This is a genomic window from Streptomyces griseorubiginosus, assembly GCF_017614965.1.
GTDB classification, from domain to species: Bacteria; Actinomycetota; Actinomycetes; order Streptomycetales; family Streptomycetaceae; genus Streptomyces; species Streptomyces griseorubiginosus_B.
In genome coordinates this window covers 1-16,098 of record NZ_WVUG01000201.1, presented here as the reverse complement: position 1 = coordinate 16,098, position 16,098 = coordinate 1, and the positions used below count along the sequence as shown (strand labels likewise).

General features: G+C 72.6%; 15 protein-coding genes. 2 read left to right on the top strand and 13 right to left on the bottom strand.

Annotation, left to right across the window (positions count from 1 at the left end; genetic code table 11):
- The 3 genes from GRC12_RS29890 to GRC12_RS29880 all read right to left on the bottom strand — a co-directional run.
- A partial coding sequence (locus GRC12_RS29890; protein WP_439959909.1) for a carbohydrate kinase family protein occupies nt 1-477 on the bottom strand: 477 nt, incomplete at its 3' end.
- A 113-nt stretch (nt 478-590) separates the two neighbouring features.
- Entirely contained in the window at nt 591-1,880 is a 1,290-nt protein-coding gene (locus tag GRC12_RS29885) for a glucarate dehydratase family protein (RefSeq protein WP_208782663.1), read from the bottom strand.
- A complete protein-coding gene (locus GRC12_RS29880; protein WP_244373962.1) occupies nt 1,877-2,773 on the bottom strand; it encodes a 5-dehydro-4-deoxyglucarate dehydratase in 897 nt (298 codons plus the stop codon). Before GRC12_RS29880 ends, GRC12_RS29885 begins: the two co-directional genes overlap by 4 nt.
- Before the next feature lie 145 nt (nt 2,774-2,918).
- Between GRC12_RS29880 and GRC12_RS29875 the strand changes: the two genes are divergently transcribed.
- On the top strand, nt 2,919-3,704 hold the full coding sequence (locus GRC12_RS29875) for an IclR family transcriptional regulator (protein WP_208782661.1): 786 nt from the start codon (nt 2,919-2,921) through the stop codon (nt 3,702-3,704).
- A gap of 188 nt (nt 3,705-3,892) precedes the next feature.
- Complete coding sequence (locus tag GRC12_RS29870; protein WP_208782660.1) at nt 3,893-5,077, top strand: MFS transporter; 1,185 nt, start codon at nt 3,893-3,895, stop codon at nt 5,075-5,077.
- A gap of 127 nt (nt 5,078-5,204) precedes the next feature.
- Here the strand turns inward: GRC12_RS29870 and GRC12_RS29865 are convergent, their stop codons facing one another.
- The 10 genes from GRC12_RS29865 to hrcA all read right to left on the bottom strand — a co-directional run bounded on the left by GRC12_RS29865 (nt 5,205) and on the right by hrcA (nt 15,910).
- Nucleotides 5,205-6,194: an adenosine deaminase gene (locus tag GRC12_RS29865; RefSeq protein WP_208782659.1), complete on the bottom strand. Its 990-nt coding sequence runs from the start codon at nt 6,192-6,194 to the stop codon at nt 5,205-5,207.
- Between the two features lie 20 nt (nt 6,195-6,214).
- On the bottom strand, nt 6,215-7,120 hold the full coding sequence (locus GRC12_RS29860) for a ribonuclease Z (RefSeq protein ID WP_208782657.1): 906 nt from the start codon (nt 7,118-7,120) through the stop codon (nt 6,215-6,217).
- A gap of 6 nt (nt 7,121-7,126) precedes the next feature.
- Nucleotides 7,127-7,480 carry a histidine triad nucleotide-binding protein gene (locus GRC12_RS29855; protein WP_208782655.1) on the bottom strand — a complete coding sequence of 118 codons (354 nt, stop codon included), beginning with the start codon at nt 7,478-7,480 and terminating at the stop codon, nt 7,127-7,129.
- A 52-nt stretch (nt 7,481-7,532) separates the two neighbouring features.
- A complete protein-coding gene (locus GRC12_RS29850; protein ID WP_208782653.1) occupies nt 7,533-10,733 on the bottom strand; it encodes a S41 family peptidase in 3,201 nt (1,066 codons plus the stop codon).
- A gap of 45 nt (nt 10,734-10,778) precedes the next feature.
- Entirely contained in the window at nt 10,779-11,339 is a 561-nt protein-coding gene (locus tag GRC12_RS29845; RefSeq protein WP_208782651.1) for a hypothetical protein, read from the bottom strand.
- A gap of 85 nt (nt 11,340-11,424) precedes the next feature.
- A complete protein-coding gene (locus tag GRC12_RS29840) occupies nt 11,425-11,817 on the bottom strand; it encodes a VOC family protein (protein ID WP_208782648.1) in 393 nt (130 codons plus the stop codon).
- Nucleotides 11,818-11,836: 19 nt separating this feature from the next.
- Nucleotides 11,837-12,583, bottom strand: coding sequence for a 16S rRNA (uracil(1498)-N(3))-methyltransferase (locus GRC12_RS29835; RefSeq protein ID WP_208782646.1), 747 nt, complete (start codon nt 12,581-12,583; stop codon nt 11,837-11,839).
- Nucleotides 12,580-13,656, bottom strand: coding sequence for a nitronate monooxygenase (locus GRC12_RS29830; protein ID WP_208782636.1), 1,077 nt, complete (start codon nt 13,654-13,656; stop codon nt 12,580-12,582). Before GRC12_RS29830 ends, GRC12_RS29835 begins: the two co-directional genes overlap by 4 nt.
- Before the next feature lie 100 nt (nt 13,657-13,756).
- Complete coding sequence (gene dnaJ, locus GRC12_RS29825) at nt 13,757-14,893, bottom strand: molecular chaperone DnaJ (RefSeq protein WP_208782634.1); 1,137 nt, start codon at nt 14,891-14,893, stop codon at nt 13,757-13,759.
- Nucleotides 14,894-15,910 (bottom strand): heat-inducible transcriptional repressor HrcA, encoded by a 1,017-nt coding sequence (gene hrcA / locus GRC12_RS29820; protein WP_208782632.1) that lies wholly within the window; start codon nt 15,908-15,910, stop codon nt 14,894-14,896.
- Between the last annotated feature and the right edge of the window lie 188 nt (nt 15,911-16,098).

Genomic DNA, 16,098 nt, shown 5'->3' with positions numbered 1-16,098 from the left:
GTCGGGGGCGGGCTCCTCCGGGGGCGGTTCGTGGCCGTGGGAGACCATCGTGCGCTCGCCCTCGTACGCCATGGAGACGGTGACCGGGGAGTGCCAGCCGGGCGCGGTGCGGGACGTGGACAGGTCGATGCCCTCGCCCTGCTCCAGCGCGTCCCAGCAGTACTCGCCGTAGTGGTCGTCGCCGAAGGCGGCCGCGAGGGAGGTCCGCAGGCCGAGGCGGGCGAGGGCGGTGGCCATGTTGGCGACACCGCCGGGGCTCGACCCCATGCCCCGCGCCCAGGACTCGGTGCCGCGCACCGGGGCGGAGTCGAGCCCGGTGAAGATGATGTCCAGGAAGACCGTGCCGGTCAGGTACACGTCCCAGGGCGGGTCGTCGGGCGTGCGCAGGCCGGCCAGCGGATCGACCTGGGCCCGGCACTGCGGTCCCTCGATGACGGGTGACGGTCCCTTTCCGGTGGACGCGTTGGGCGCGATCACGGTGCACTCCCTGACATGGTGCGGATCCAGCCAGTGTGCACCACATCACGGACCCTCCGCCGCCGCTCACGCCGCAGCGGCCGCCCCCCGTACCGTGCGGGCCGTCTCCGGTCCTACCAGCGGGGCACGGCGGGGGTGACCCACTCGGGGTCGGCGATCCGCATCGCCGCCGCGTCGTCGCGCTCGCGCAGCGCACCGTCGTCGTCGAGCCACCGCTGGTGCAGGACGGCGAGCTTCTCCCGGTCGAGTTCGACGCCGAGGCCCGGCAGGTCGGAGACGGTGACCTTGCCGTCGTCGAAGGTCAGCCGCTGGGTGAGGACGTCCTCGGACTGCCAGGGGTAGTGGGAGTCGCAGGCGTGGTGGAGGCCCGGGACGGTGGAGGCGACGTGGGTCATCGCGGCGAGGCTGATCCCGAGGTGCGTGTTGGAGTGCATGGAGACGCCGACGCCGAACGTCCGGCAGATCGCGGCGAGTTGCTGGGTGTTGCGCAGCCCGCCCCAGTAGTGGTGGTCGGAGAGGACGACCTGGACGGCGTCCCGGGTGAACGCCTCCTTGATCTCGGCGAACGTGGTCACGCACATGTTGGTGGCGAGGGGCACGTCGGTGCCGGCGGAGACCTCGGCCATGGCGGGCGTGCCGAGCGCCGGGTCTTCCAGGTACTCCAGGACGTCCGCGAGTTCCCCGGCGACCTTCAGCGAGGTCTCCACGGACCAGGCGCCGTTCGGGTCGAGCCTCAGCGGGTGGCCGGGGAAGGCCTCGGCCAGGGCGCGTACGGCGGCGATCTCCTCCTCGGGCGGGAAGACACCGCCCTTGAGCTTGAACGAGGTGAACCCGTACCGCTCCTTGAACAGCCGCGCCTGCGCGACGACGCCCGCCGGGTCGAGGGCCGCGCCCCAGTCGTCCTGCTCGCAGGCCACGCCCTCGGGGTGGGCGGCCCACTTGTAGAACAGGTACGCGCTGTACTCGACGGCGTCCCGGACCTTGCCGCCGAGCAGCGCGTGCACGGGCAGGCCGAGCGTCTTGCCGAGGGCGTCCAGACAGGCCACCTCGAAGGCGGAGACGACGGACAGGCGCAGCTTGTCGGCGGTCTGGACGCCGCGCAGTCCGCCGACGTCGACCTGCCCGGAGACCCGGTCGTCGTCCACGGCGACCTCGTCGGCGAGGGTGAACAGGCCGTTGAGGTCGTCCACTTGACGGCCCTTCAGTTTCTCGGCGAAGGGGCGTGCCAGTTCCAGGTACTTGGTGTCGCCGTACGTCTCACCGACGCCGGTGATCCCGTCGGCCGTCAGGACCTCCACGATCAGCCGCGGGGTGTACGGCTGGTGCACGCCCTGGGTGTTGAGCAGCGGGGGGTCGGCGACCAGGATCGGGGTCAGCCAGACGTCCGTGATCGTGAGGTTCACAGGGAGGCTCCTACGAGGTCGAGGCCGGTGGTGAGGAGGGCCCGCAGGTCGGCCAGGTCGGTGGGCGAGGGGTCGGTGAGCGGGGCGCGGACGGGGCCGACGGGACCTCCGCGCAGCCGGGCCGCGGCCTTGACGAGGGACACGGCGTAGCCGGGTACCCGGTCGCGGAGTTCCACGAACGGGACGTAGAAGTCGCGCAGCAGCCGGTCCATGGCCTTGTCGTCGTGTGCGCGCAGGGCGGTGAAGAAGGCGTTCGCGATCTCGGGCGCGAAGGCGTGCACGGCGGAGGAGTAGGCGGGGACGCCGACGGTGGCGTACGCGCGGGCCTGGATCTCGGCGGTGGCGGCGCCGTTGAAGAAGAGGAAGCCCTGGGGCGCGGCGAGGGTGAGGCGCTGGAGCCGGTCGAGGTCGCTGTGGCCGTCCTTGAGGCCGATGACGTTCGGGATGTCCGCGATCCGACGCACGGAGGCGGGTGTGTAGGCGACCTGGCCGCGCTGGTAGGCGATCAGCGGGAGCCGGGTGCTGGCCGCGATCTGTTCCAGCTGGGTGACGAGGCCCTCCTGCGGGGCGGCGACGAGGTAGTGCGGCAGGACGAGCAGGGCGTCGGCGCCGGCCTCCTCGGCGATGTGCGCGAAGCGGGCGGCCTGCGCCCAGCCGTATCCGGTCCCGGCGACGACGGGCACCCGGCCGGCCGCCTCCTCGACGGCGACGGTGACGACCTGGCGGTACTCGTCCTCGTCCAGCGAGAAGAACTCGCCGGTGCCGCAGGCGGGGAAGAGGGCGCCGGGCGCGGTGGCGAGCCGGTCCGCGACATGGGCGCGGAAGCCGTCCGGGTCGAGCGAGCCGTCGTCATGGAAGGAGGTCAGCGGGAAGGAGAGCACTCCGCCCTCCATGCCCTCCCGCAGCCTGCGCGCGGTCGTTTCCGTCTCACCCGTCACGGCGTCTCCCCATATAGATGCTATCCACGTATGGAGACAAAGCCTAGATATGCGAACGTCGGGCGTCAACGGGCGGGCCACGGCGGACTACCATCGCCCCATGTCGGAGACAGGCGGCGGTGTTCGCGAGGTGAAGTCCGCGGCACGGACGGTCGAACTGCTGGAACTGCTCGCCGCGCGCGGCGACCGGCCGGCGCGGCTGCAGGAACTGGCGGAGGCGCTCGAGGTGCCGCGCAGTTCGATGTACGCGCTGCTGCAGACGCTGATCGGCCGGGGCTGGGTGCGCACGGACATCACCGGCTCCCTCTACGGCATCGGCATCCACGCCCTGCTGACCGGCACCAGCTATCTGGACTCCGACCCGCGCGTGCGGGTGGTACGGCCGTATCTCGACGAGGCGTCGGAGGCGCTGGGCGAGACGATCCACCTGGGGCGCCTGGACGGCCGGGACGTGGCCTATCTGGCCACCCGGGAGTCGCACGAGTACCTGCGGACCATCAGCCGGGTCGGCCGCCGCCTGCCGGCGCACGTGGGCGCGCTCGGCAAGGCGCTGCTGGCCGAACGCCCCGACGACGACCTTCCCGAGGGCCCGTACGAAGCCCTCACCCCCAACACCCGCACCACCAGGGAGGCGTTGGCCGCCGACCTCGCCGAGGTCCGCGCCCGCGGCTACGCCATCGACCGCGAGGAGGGCGTCCTCGGCATCGTCGGCTTCGGCTTCGCGCTGCGCTACGAGGTCCCGGCGCAGGACGCGGTCAGCTGCTCGGTGCCGGTGGCCCGGCTGACGCCGGAGCACGAGGAGCGGATCGTGGCGGTGATGCGGGAGATCAGGACGAAGATCGAGGCGACGGCACCGGGCGCGGGAGGCTCGGCGCACTGGCGCTGACCCGATGATCGGGGCCTTCGTCTACCCGACCTCTCCCGCCCCAAACGCAACGTGCGCCACATCACACGACTTCCGCTTCTTCCGCAAACCGCGTGCTTGATACAACTTGCTCGCGCGTTCCTGTCCGTCGACGGCCTGCGCCCAACCCCCTTCTTGAGCCGCTCCTTTCGCATGCCCTGGGAACGCCCGTGTTCGCCCCTCGCACCATCGCCTGGCCCCTCGTCGCCCTTTTCACGGCCGGGTACCTCGCTCCCTACCTGCTCCCAACGACCGTCGGCCGCCTGGACTCGGGTCTGCCCCTGACCGCCACCCAGGCCGGAGCCCTCGGCAGCGTCCTGCTGCTGAGCTCGGCGTCGGCGGGCTTCGTCCTCGCCTCACGGGTCGACCGGATCGGGGCCCGCACCCTGGCCCGCCTCGGCCTCGCCCTCGCCGTCCTCGGCTACGGCACCGCCGCGCTGACCGGCAGCGTCCCGGCCGTCGTCCTCGGCGCCCTGATCGGCGGCTTCGGCTCCGGTACGGCGACGACGGTGGCCGCCACGGGAATCGCCGCGCAACCCGATCCGCACCGCACGACCACTCTCGGCCTGCTCGGCGTCTCGGCGCTCGCCGGCGCCGTCTATCTGACGGTCCCCCACCTCGGCCCGGGCCACGGCCAGCCGCTCGCCGCCATCGCCCTGACCGCGCTCGCCGTCTGGCCGCTCACCGGCCGCCTCCCGGCTCGTACGACCGCCGCGCACAGCCCCCTCGGCGGCACCCGGCTCCCCCACCGGCGCTCCGGCGCGGTCCTCGCCGCCACGATGCTGTGCTGGTCCCTCGCGCAGAACGCCCTGTGGGGCGTCAGCGGCCGGATCGGTCTGTCCCAGGCGCATCTGACGGAGGCCACCGTCGGCGCGGTCTTCGCGGTGGGGCTCGGCGCGGGACTGCTGGGCGTGACGGCCGCGGGCACGGTGGGGCCGCGGTTCGGACGGGCGGTGCCGGTCGGGGGCGGTACGGCGGTCATCGCCGGCTGCATCGTGCTCAGCGCGTCCGCGACCGGCCTGGGCTCCTTCGCGACCGGTGAGATCGCCTGGAACCTGCTCTACCCGGTCGTGCTGTCGTACGTCATCGGTCTGGCCGCGTCGTTGGACCCGCGCGGGCGCTGGGCGGTGCTGGTCGGGTCGGCGTCCTCGCTGGGGACGGCGGCGGGGCCGCTGGCGGGGAGTGTGCTGGCGGCACGGGCCGGGTTCCCGGTCATGGGCGAGGTTCTGGCGGCGGGGCTGTTGCTGATCTCCATACCGATGACTGTGGTCGCGCTGGGCAGACGCCCTCTCCCGGTCGTCGAGATCCCGGTGGAAACGCCTGTCCGGCACGACTACGACACAACGGCCGCCTAAGCGCTCCGCTGGAGGTGGCGGTGGCGGCTGCGTCGCAGGCTGTCCGCGGCGCCGTCGTGGCCGGTCGCGCAGTTCCCCGCGCCCCTTCGGGGCGCTGCCGAACCGCAGCGGACTTCACCAGGCCCGCTTAGAACTCGTACGCCTCGACCTCGGCGAGGTACCGCGCCCGCCGCTCCTCGTCGTCCTCCAGGAAGGACGCCAGGAACGAGTTGCGGGCCAGTTCCCGGAGCCGGTCCTCGGACAGGCCCAGAGTCCGCTGGACGGCCTCGAAGTTGTCGCCCGCGTAGCCGCCGAAGTAGGCGGGGTCGTCGGAGTTGACCGTGCACATCAGCCCCGCGTCGAGCATCGCCGGCAGGGGGTGGTCGGCGAGGGTGTCGACCGTGCGGAGGCGGACGTTGGACAGCGGGCACAGGGTCAGCGGTATCCGCTCCCGCACCAGCCGCTCGACCAGCGCCGGGTCCTCGACGCACCGCAGCCCGTGGTCGACCCGCTCGACACCCAGCACGTCCAGCGCCTCGGTGATGTACTCCGGCGGCCCCTCCTCACCGGCGTGGGCCACGCGCCGCAGCCCGAGGTCCGCGGCGGCGGCGTACACCTCGCGGAACTTCACCGGCGGATGCCCGACCTCCGCGGAGTCGAGGCCGACGCCGGTGATCCGGTCCAGGTACGGCTTCGCGGCGTGCAGGGTCTGCAGGGCCGACTCGGCGGATTCGTCGCGCAGGAAGCAGAGGATGAGCCGGGTGGAGACACCGTGGTCGGCCTCGCTGCTCCCCAGCGCCCGCCACAGCCCCTCGACGACCGTGCCCATCTCCACGCCCCGCGCGAGATGCGCCTGCGGGTCGAAGAAGATCTCCGCGTGCCGGACGCCCTGCGCGGCGGCGCGGGCGAGGTAGGCGTCGGCGAGGTCCTCGAAGTCCCGCTCGGTGCGCAGGACCGCCATGAGCTCGTAGTACAGGTTCAGGAAGGACTGGAGGTCCGCGAAGTCGTAGGCCTCGCGGAGCTCGTCGGTGTCGGCGTAGGGCAGCTCGACGCCGTTGCGGGCGGCCAGCTCGAAAGCGAGGTCCGGCTCCAGGGTTCCTTCGATGTGGAGGTGCAGTTCTGCTTTGGGGAGGGGCATCGCAGTATCGTACGGGTGAATTACCGACGTTTCGGAACCGGGATCCGCAGCAGGTCGTGCGCGACCGTGAGCTCGCCCTCGAAGCCGGCCGCGCGCGCCTGCCGTTCGAACTCCTCGGGGTCGGTGTAGCGCTGGCTGAAGTGCGTCAGCACCAGGTGCCGTACGCCGGCGTCCCGGGCCACGCGGGCCGCTTGGCCGGCGGTGAGGTGGCCGTGCTCGGTGGCGAGGTCGGTGTCCTCGTCGAGGAAGGTCGACTCGATGACGAGCAGGTCGACGCCGTCCGCGAGCGCGTGCACGCCGTCGCAGAGGCGGGTGTCCATGACGAACGCGAACCGCTGGCCGCGGCGGACCTCGCTGACGTCGGCGAGCGAGACGCCGTCCAGTGAGCCCTCGCGCTGGAGGCGGCCGACGTCCGGGCCCCTGACTCCGTGCGCGGCGAGACGGTCGGGGAGCATACGGCGGCCGTCGGGCTCGGTGAGGCGGTAGCCGTAGGACTCGACGGGGTGGGAGAGCCGGCGGGCCTCCAGGGTGTACGCCGGGGTGGTGGCCAGCGGGCCGTCCGTGTGGACCGGGGCCTCGGTGAGCGCGACCGTCTCGCGGTACGCCGTCGCATGGCGCAGGCGGTCGAAGAAGCGTTGCCCGCTGCGCGGGTAGTGGGCCGTGATCTCGTGCGGGACCCTGTCGAGGTTGATCCGCTGGATCACGCCGGCCAAGCCGAGGGAGTGGTCGCCGTGGAAGTGGGTGACGCAGATGCGGTTCAGGTCGTGCGCGGCGACCCCGGCACGCAGCATCTGGCGCTGGGTGCCCTCGCCTGGGTCGAAGAGGATGCCCTCGCCGTCCCAGCGGAGCAGGTAGCCGTTGTGGTTGCGGTGCCGGGTCGGGACCTGGCTGGCTGTGCCGAGGACGACCAATTCACGTACCGACACGGCGGGTTATCCGGGGGGCCACTGCAGGCCGCGGCCGCCGAGGACGTGGGCGTGGGCGTGGAAGACGGTCTGGCCCGCGCCGGCGCCGGTGTTGAAGACGATGCGGTAGCTGTCGAGCTTCTCGTCCTGGGCGACGGACCGGGCCTCTGTGAGGACGTCGGCCGCGATGGCGGGTTCGGCGGCGGCGAGGGTGGCCGCGTTCTCGTAGTGGACCTTGGGGATCACCAGGACGTGGGTGGGGGCCTGGGGGTTGATGTCCCGGAAGGCGACGGTGGTCTGTGTCTCACGGACGATCGTGGCGGGGACGTGCCCTTCCGCGATCTTGCAGAAAAGGCAGTCGTCCTGCGGTTCCCCGGCCATGTGCCCTCCTGAACAGCGGTGATCGGATGTGGGGCCACTCTATCGTCGGCGGTCAGGTCGGCAGCCCCGGCGGCGTCTTCGCCGGGCTGGTCTCCAGTGCCTCCAGCGCGAGCCTGATCGCCTCGTCCAGTTGGGCGTCACGACCGGCGGCGTGGTCCTGGGGCCGCTGCACCACCTCCACGTCCGGGTCGACGCCGTGGTTCTCCACGCCCCAGCCGTAACCCTCCAGCCAGAACGCGTACTTCGGCTGGGTGACCAGGGTGCCGTCGACCAGGCGGTAGCGGCTGTCGATGCCGATGACCCCGCCCCAGGTGCGGGTGCCGACGACCGGACCCAGGCCCAGGGCCTTGATCGCGGCGTTGACGATGTCGCCGTCGGAGCCGGAGAACTCGTTGGCCACGGCGACCACGGGGCCGCGTGGGGCGTCCTCGGGGTAGCTGTAGGGGCGCAGGCCGCGTGGCAGGTCCCAGCCGACGATCCTGCGGGCCAGCTTCTCGACGACCAGCTGGGAGGTGTGGCCGCCGCGGTTCTCGCGGACGTCGACCACCAGGCCCTCGCGGGCCACCTCGATGCGCAGGTCGCGGTGGATCTGGGCCCAGCCGGGAGCCTGCATGTCGGGGACGTGGAGGTAGCCGAGGCGGCCGTCGGAGCGCTCGTGGACGTAGGCGCGGCGGTCGGCGACCCAGGCGTGGTAGCGCAGGGGTTCCTCGTCGGCGACGGGGACGACGACGGCGTGCCGGGCGTCGCCGCCGCCGGAGGGGAGGATCGTCAGCTCGACGGGTCTGCCGGCCGTGCCGACCAGGAGCGGGCCGGGCCCGGTGACCGGGTCCACCGGGCGGCCGGCGACCGCGACGATCGCGTCCCCGGCGCGGACCGCGACACCGGGCGCGGCCAGCGGGGAGCGGGCGTCGGGGTCGGAGGTCTCGGCGGGGAGGATGCGGTCGACGCGCCAGGCGCCGTCCTCGTGGCGGGAGATGTCGGCGCCGAGCAGGCCCTGGCGTTCGCCGTGGCCGTGGTTGCCGCGCGGGGTGACGTAGGCGTGGGAGGTGCCGAGTTCGCCCTGGACCTCCCAGAGGAGGTCGACGAGGTCGTCGTGGGCGGCGACGCGGTCGAGGACGGGCCGGTAGCGGTCCAGGACGCCGTCCCAGTCGACGCCGCCGAGGTCGGGGCGCCAGAAGTTGTCCCGCATGAGGCGGCCGGTCTCGTCGTACATCTGACGCCACTCTGCGGCGGGGTCGACGGTGTGGCGGACGCGGCCGAGGTCGACGGTGATGTTGCTGTCGCTGTCGTCGTCGTTCGAGGCGCGCCGGTCGCTGGGCACGACCTTGAGCTTGTCCTCGGTCCACAGCAGGACGCGCTTGCCGTCGCCGCTGACGGCGAAGTGGTCGGCATCGGAGGCGAGGTGCTCGATGCGCTGCTGCGCCAGGTCGTAGCGTTCCAGGGCGGTCCTGGGGTCCGGGTCGTCCGGGGTGGCCCGGGAGGCGCCGAGGACGCCGCGCACGGGGTGGCGCAGCCACAGCACGCCGTCCTTGGCCGCGCGCAGGGTGGAGTAGCGGGCGGCCTCGACCGGGAAGGGCACGATCCGGTCGGCCAGTCCCTCGAGGTCGACACGGGTGCTGGGGGTGCCCTCGCTGTCGGGGGTCTCGTCCTTGTCCGGGGCGTCGAAGGGGCGGCCGTGGCGCTGCGGTCCGAACGGGGACGGGGTGGTTGCCGCGAGGGGGATCAGGTGCGGGCGGGAGCCGCCGACGAAGGCGAGGTCGAAGACGTGCTCGTCGTAGACCGGGTCGAAGGAGCGCGCGGAGAGGAAGGCGAGGTGCTTGCCGTCGAGGGTGAACGCCGGCGCGTAGTCGCGGAAGCGGAGCGGGGTGGCCTCCGTGACCGACAGGTCGGTGGTGTTGGCCAGGCGCAGCTGTCGCAGCGGGCGCGGGCCGGGGTGGGACCAGGCGAGCCAGCCGGAGTCGGGTGAGAAGACCAGGCCCGAGACGTCCCCGTCGGTGGAGCGGTCGACCTCGCGGACCTCGCCGGTGTCCCGTTCGACGAGCAGGACGCGTCCGTCGTGCGCGGCGACGGCGACGCGGCCGCCGTCGGGGGCCACGGCGAGGTCGAGGACCCGGCCGAGCTGTCCGGCGGCCAGCCGGCGCGGGGTGGCGCCCGGGGCGGTGCCGGTCGCGGGGGCGAACTCCAGGGCGTCGTCGCCCTCGGCGTCGGTGACCCAGACGACGTGTTCCTCGCCGTCCACCCGGAAGGTGCGCGGCAGCCGGGCCCGTACGCCGGGTTCGGCGGCCAGGGCGCGGGCGGGGCCGGAGCGGTGGGTGACCCAGTGCACGGAGCCGCGGACGGCGACCGCGCTGCCGCGGGCGGTGTGGTCGGGGTGCGCGGAGCCGAACCAGCGGGCGGCGTTCACCGGGAACGGCTGCAGGTCGAGCCGGGGGCCGCCGAGCCGGACGTCCAGGCGGCGCGGCTCGGCGGTGTCCAGGTCGTCGAGGATCCACAGCTCACCGGCGGACGCGTACACAAGGCGGGTGCCGTCGCCGGCGAGATGGCGGGCGTAGAAGCCGTCGATGGGGGTGTGCCGGCGCAGGTCGGAGCCGTCGGCGAGGGAGGAGTAGACGGCGCCGACGCCTTCGTGGTCGGAGAGGAAGGCGATACGGTCGCCGGTCCAGACGGGGCTCTCGAGGTTGCCGTCCACGTCCTGGTGCAGGCGCACGAACTCGCCGTCGCCGTCCCGGTCGATCCACAGCTTGCCCGCCGTGCCGCCCCGGTAGCGCTTCCACCAGGCCGCCTCGCGGCCCATGGGCGCGGAGAGCAGGACGGTGGACGGGCCGAAGGCCACATGGCCGACGGGGCCGTAGGGCAGGGTGGCCGCCGGGCCGCCGTCGAGCGGAATCGCCCGTGCCCAGCTGCGGCGCAGGCTGGCCTGGCCCTGGGTGCTGATGGCGAGGACGTCTCCGTCCGGGGTCCAGCCGCGCACCTGGGTGCGTGAACTGCCCCAGTACGTCAGGCGTTTCGCGGGGCCGCCGTCGACCGGGGCCACATGGACCTCGGGTGCGCCGTCGCGGGTGGAGGTCCAGGCGACGGTGGTGCCGTCGGGCGAGATACGGGGGTGGTTCACCGGCACGTTGTCCGCGCTGACCCGCCAGGCCCGGCCACCGTCGAGGGGGGCGAGCCACACGTCGTCCTCGGCGGTGAAGGCGAGCAACTCGCCGTGCAGGTGCGGGAACCGGAGATACGCGGGGGCTGCGGGCTGCGTCACACGATCACTCTAGGCAGCCGCCGGGTCGCCGGGCAGCGGTTTGGATCACTTGCCCTGGACCGGCCAGCACTGCGGGTCGCCCTTGCACCAGATGGTCCGCGTGACGGTCACGGTGACGGTGGCGCCCGGCTGGTTGCCGTTGCCGCCGCTGGGGTTGTTCACGATCGGCGAGGGCGTGGAGGTGCAGTCGCCGAGCCCGGCGACGTGGAACAGCGTCTTCCCGCCGACCTTGGCCGTCAGGTCACCGCGCACACAGGCGCCGTCCACGGCGCGGGTGACCTTGCCGGTGACGGTGATGTCCTTGCCGTCCTTGGTCTGCCCCTGGCAGTCGACGTTGGCGACGGTGGTCTCGCTCGCGCTGGGCATGCTGTTGTGACTGGTGTTGTTGTTGCCGTAGTTGGAGGTGCAGCTGAGCCACTGCACGTCGATGTTGTGCCGCTTCAGTTCCTTGGTCGCGGTCTGGTCGGTGGTGTACGCGACGGCCGCGGTGCCGAGCCCACCGGGATCACAGGCCACGGCCCCTCCGACGGCCACGACGGCAAACCCCGCCACGGCCGCCACCCGTCGTGCCGGTGGCCGTCGCCAACTGCGCCTCAACGCCCCCATGAAGGGCAGCCTGCCACCGAGTCCGCGTCCGCGGAAGGGCGCATACGGTCATTGGAGCGCCCCTCGATGAGGAGCCGACCGGGCCTCAGGTCCGCAGCAGCAGCCACTCCTGCAGCTCCACCAGGTTCCCCTCGGGGTCCTTGAGATGGGCCACCCGCATGCGGTCGGTCATCGGGGCGGGGCCGTGCAGCACGGTGGCCCCGCGCTCCGTGATCCGCTCGCAGTAGGCGTCGAGGTCGTCGACGCGCAGCACCACCAGCGAGCGGTGGCCGGTGGCCGTGTCGCCCAGTTCGTCCAGGACCTCGGCCATCATCGAGCGGTCCTGCAGGGCGATCCCCGCCGACCCCGTGGCCGGGCTGAACTTCTCGTACGGTCCCTCGCTCGCCCCGGACTGCGGCTTCAGGCCGAGGACGTCGGCGTAGAAGCGGTAGCAGGCGGCGAAGTCGGCGACGAGGAGGCGGACTTGGGCGAGTTCCACGTGGTCCCCCGTTGGGTGGTCAGGACCAGCGGCCGGTGCGGCCCAGGAGCAGGGCCGCGGCCGCGGTGCCGGCGGTCGATGTACGCAGCACGGTAGGCCCCAGCACGTACGCCTTCGCACCCGCCTCCTCGAACAGCGCCAACTCGTCCTTGGAGACGCCCCCTTCGGGGCCGACGACCAGCACGATCTCGCCGTGGGCGGGGAGTTCGGCGGTGGCCAGGTGCTCGCTCACGTGCTCGAAGTCGGAGTGCAGGACGGCGGCGAGGTCGGCTTTGGCGAGAAGTGCGGCAACCTGTCTGGTCGTCGCCGCGTCCGCGATCTCGGGGAAGCGGACCCGCCGGGACTGCTTGCCGGCCTCCCGGGCGGTGGCCCGCCACTTGGCGAGCGCCTTCAGTCCGCGCTCGCCCCGCCACTGGGTGATGCAGCGGGCGGCCTGCCAGGGCACGACGGCGTCGACACCGACCTCGGTCATGGTCTCCACGGCCAGTTCGCCCCGGTCGCCCTTGGGCAGGGCCTGGACGACCGTGATGCGCGGGGCGGGCTCCGGCTCCTCGGACACCGAGACGATGCGGACGATCAGCCGGTCCTTGCCCTCGGTGCCGGTCACCTCGCAGGCCGCGTGCCGTCCGGCGCCGTCGGTGAGGACGACCTCCTCGCCGGGCTGCAGCCGCTTCACCGAGACCGCGTGCCGGCCCTCGGCGCCGTCGAGGACGTACGGACCGGCGCCGGCCGGCAGGTCCTCGGCGGCGAACACCGGCGCCGTCATCGCAGGTCCCCCTGGCCCGACAACGCTGTCCGGGCCGCGTCGAGCTCGGCGGCGAGGACCTCGACCAACTGCGCGGCCGGCAGATCGCGGGCCATTCTGTGCCCCTGGCCCGCCCACAGCGCCATGCCCTGCGCGTCGCCGGACGCGGCGGCCTTCTTGCGCAGCGGCGCGGTGATGTGGTGGAGCTGGGGGTAGGCGGCGGGGGCGTACGGGCCGTGCTCGCGCATGAAGCGGTTGACCAGGCCGCGGGCCGGGCGGCCGGAGAAGGCGCGGGTGAGTTCCGTCCGCGTGAACAGGGGATTGGTGAGCGCCTGCTTGTGGACCGCGTTGGCGCCGGACTCGGCCGTGGCGAGGAACGCGGTGCCGAGCTGGGCCGCGCTCGCGCCCGCCGCGAGGACGGCGGCGATCTGGCCGCCGCGCATGATGCCGCCGGCGGCGACGATCGGGATGGCCACGGTCTCGCGGACCTGGGCGACGAGGGAGAGCAGGCCGATGCCGGCGCCGTCGTTCTCCGGGGTGTCGCGGTGGGTGCCCTGGTGGCCGCCGGCCTCCACGCCCTGCGCGATCACCACGTCGGCGCCGGACCGCTCCACGGCGAGGGCCTCCTCGGCGGTGGTCGCGGTGACCAGGACGAAGGTGCCCAGGCGGTGCAGGGAGTCGACGACGTCCCGGCTGGGGACGCCGAAGTGGAACGACACCACGGGCACCGGGTTGTCCAGCAGGACGGCGAGCTTGGCGTCGTAGCCGTCGTCGCGGCCGCTGTCCGGGTCGCCGAGTTCGGTCTCGTACCAGGCGGCCTCACCGGCCAGCTGGTGGGTGTAGATCTCCACGGCGCCCTGGTCGGCGTACTCCGGCTGCGGCAGGAAGAGGTTCACGCCGAAGGGACGGCTGGTCAGGCTCCGCAGCTGCTTGATCTCCTGGTACATGCCGTCGGCGGTCTTGTACCCACCGGCCAGGAACCCCAGCCCGCCGGCCTCGGACACGGCGGCGGCGAGCGCGGGCACCGAGACGCCGCCCGCCATGGGGGCCTGCACGATCGGATACGGGAAGAGATCGGTCAGCGCGGAGGACATGACCGCATGTTGTCACGTCCTCCGAACAAGTCCGAATCGGGCATCCCCACGGCCTGGACCACGTGAATGAGCGAGCCTCAGCGCCGGCGGAACGGATACCTCAGCGCCCGTTGAACGCATCCTTCAACCGCGAGAACAACCCCTGCTGCCCCGGCTGGAACTGCCCCTGAGGCCGTTCCTCGCCGCGGAGCTTGGCCAGTTCGCGCAGGAGGCGTTCCTGTTCCGGGTCGAGCTTGGTGGGGGTCTGGACCTCGACGTGGACGATCAGGTCGCCCCGGCCGCCGCCGCGCAGATGCGTGACGCCCCGGCCGTGCAGCGGGATCGACTGGCCGGACTGGGTGCCGGGCCGGATGTCGACCTCCTCCATGCCGTCCAGCGTCTCCAGCGGCACCTTGGTGCCCAGCGACGCCGCCGTCATCGGGATCGTCACCGTGCAGTGCAGGTCGTCCCCGCGCCGCTGGAACGTGGCGTGCGGCAGCTCGTGGATCTCGACGTACAGGTCACCGGCCGGACCGCCGCCCGGGCCGACCTCGCCCTCGCCGGCGAGCTGGATCCGCGTGCCGTTGTCCACACCGGCCGGGATCTTCACCGTCAGCGTGCGGCGGGAGCGGATCCGGCCGTCACCGGCGCACTCCGGGCAGGGGGTCGGCACGACCGTGCCGAAGCCCTGGCACTGGGGGCAGGGACGCGACGTCATGACCTGGCCCAGGAAGGACCGGGTCACCTGGGAGACCTCACCGCGGCCACGGCACATGTCACACGTCTGCGCGGTGGTGCCGGGGGCCGCCCCCTCGCCGTTGCAGGTGTTGCAGACGATCGCGGTGTCGACCTGGATGTCCTTCGTGGTGCCGAAGGCCGCCTCGTCGAGCTCGATCTCCAGCCGGATCATGGCGTCCTGGCCGCGCCGGGTGCGCGAGCGCGGGCCGCGCTGGGACGCCGTACCGAAGAACGCGTCCATGATGTCCGAGAAGTTCCCGAAGCCGCCGGCGCCGAAGCCGCCCGCGCCACCGCCGCCCGCCTGCGAGAGCGGGTCGCCGCCGAGGTCGTAGACCTGCTTCTTCTGCGGGTCCGAGAGCACCTCGTAAGCGGCGTTGATCTCCTTGAACCGCTCCTGGGTCTTCGGATCGGGGTTGACGTCCGGGTGCAGCTCGCGGGCGAGCCGCCGGAAGGCCTTCTTGATCTCTTCCTGCGACGCGTCGCGGCGCACGCCGAGAACGGCGTAGTAGTCCGTGGCCACTTACGACTCCGCCAGGATCTGTCCGACGTACCGTGCCACTGCGCGTACCGCTCCCATCGTTCCCGGGTAATCCATGCGGGTCGGTCCGACCACGCCGAGTTTGGCGACTGCCTCGCCGCCCGAACCGTAGCCGACCGAGACCACGGACGTGGAGTTGAGTCCCTCGTAGGCGTTCTCGTGACCGATGCGTACGGTCATGCCCGAATCCCCCGCCTCTCCAAGCAACTTGAGGAGGACGACTTGCTCCTCCAGCGCCTCCAGGACGGGCCGGATGGTGAGGGGGAAGTCATGTCCGAAGCGGGTCAGATTGGCGGTTCCGCCGATCATCAGCCGCTCCTCGTTCTCCTCGACGAGCGTCTCCAGGAGGGTGGAGAGCACCGTCGCAACGGTACCCCGGTCCTCCACGTCGAAGCCCTCGGGCAGGTCCTCCACGAGACGCGGGACGTCCGTGAAGCGCCGCCCCGCGACCCGGCTGTTGAGCCGTGCCCGCAGGTCCGCGAGCGAGGCCTCGCCGAACGGCGCGGGGCAGTCGACCATGCGCTGCTCGACCCGGCCGGTGTCCGTGATCAGCACGAGCATCACGCGCGCGGGGGCGAGCGAGAGCAGCTCCACATGCCGCACGGTCGAGCGGGTGAGCGAGGGGTACTGCACGACGGCGACCTGCCGGGTCAGCTGCGCGAGCAGCCGGACCGTCCGCGCGACGACGTCGTCGAGGTCGACGGCGCCGTCGAGGAAGTTCTGGATCGCGCGCCGCTCGGGGGCGCTCATCGGCTTGACGCCGGCGAGCTTGTCGACGAAGAGGCGGTAGCCCTTGTCGGTGGGGATGCGCCCGGCGCTGGTGTGCGGCTGGGCGATGTACCCCTCGTCCTCCAGGGCGGCCATGTCGTTGCGGACCGTCGCCGGGGAGACGCCGAGGTTGTGCCGCTCGGTCAGGGCCTTCGACCCGACCGGCTCCTCGGTGCCGACGTAGTCCTGGACGATGGCGCGCAGCACCTGGAGCCGTCGTTCACTCAGCATGCGCACACCTCCAGAAGTCGTCCCCTGGCCACTTCGCCTGGCACTCTGTCCCGCCGAGTGCCAGCGTTCCCCGGCCCAGTGTACGGCTGTGGGGTACACCCAGGGCAAGGTCGGGCCCGGTTGAGAGGGTCGTACGGTTAGCGTCGCGGTATGACGGTGACTTGGGAAGAGCTCGGGTGGGAGCGGGT

Bases quoted from the DNA above. Each gene is read 5' to 3' on its own strand.
- GRC12_RS29880 (WP_244373962.1), bottom strand. From the start codon at position 2,773: ATGGAGGGCGGAGTGCTCTCCTTCCCGCTGACCTCCTTCCATGACGAC.
- GRC12_RS29875 (WP_208782661.1), top strand. From the start codon at position 2,919: ATGTCGGAGACAGGCGGCGGTGTTCGCGAGGTGAAGTCCGCGGCACGG.
- GRC12_RS29865 (WP_208782659.1), bottom strand. From the start codon at position 6,194: ATGCCCCTCCCCAAAGCAGAACTGCACCTCCACATCGAAGGAACCCTG.
- GRC12_RS29855 (WP_208782655.1), bottom strand. From the start codon at position 7,480: ATGGCCGGGGAACCGCAGGACGACTGCCTTTTCTGCAAGATCGCGGAA.
- GRC12_RS29845 (WP_208782651.1), bottom strand. From the start codon at position 11,339: ATGGGGGCGTTGAGGCGCAGTTGGCGACGGCCACCGGCACGACGGGTG.
- GRC12_RS29835 (WP_208782646.1), bottom strand. From the start codon at position 12,583: ATGACGGCGCCGGTGTTCGCCGCCGAGGACCTGCCGGCCGGCGCCGGT.
- GRC12_RS29830 (WP_208782636.1), bottom strand. From the start codon at position 13,656: ATGTCCTCCGCGCTGACCGATCTCTTCCCGTATCCGATCGTGCAGGCC.
- hrcA (WP_208782632.1), bottom strand. From the start codon at position 15,910: ATGCTGAGTGAACGACGGCTCCAGGTGCTGCGCGCCATCGTCCAGGAC.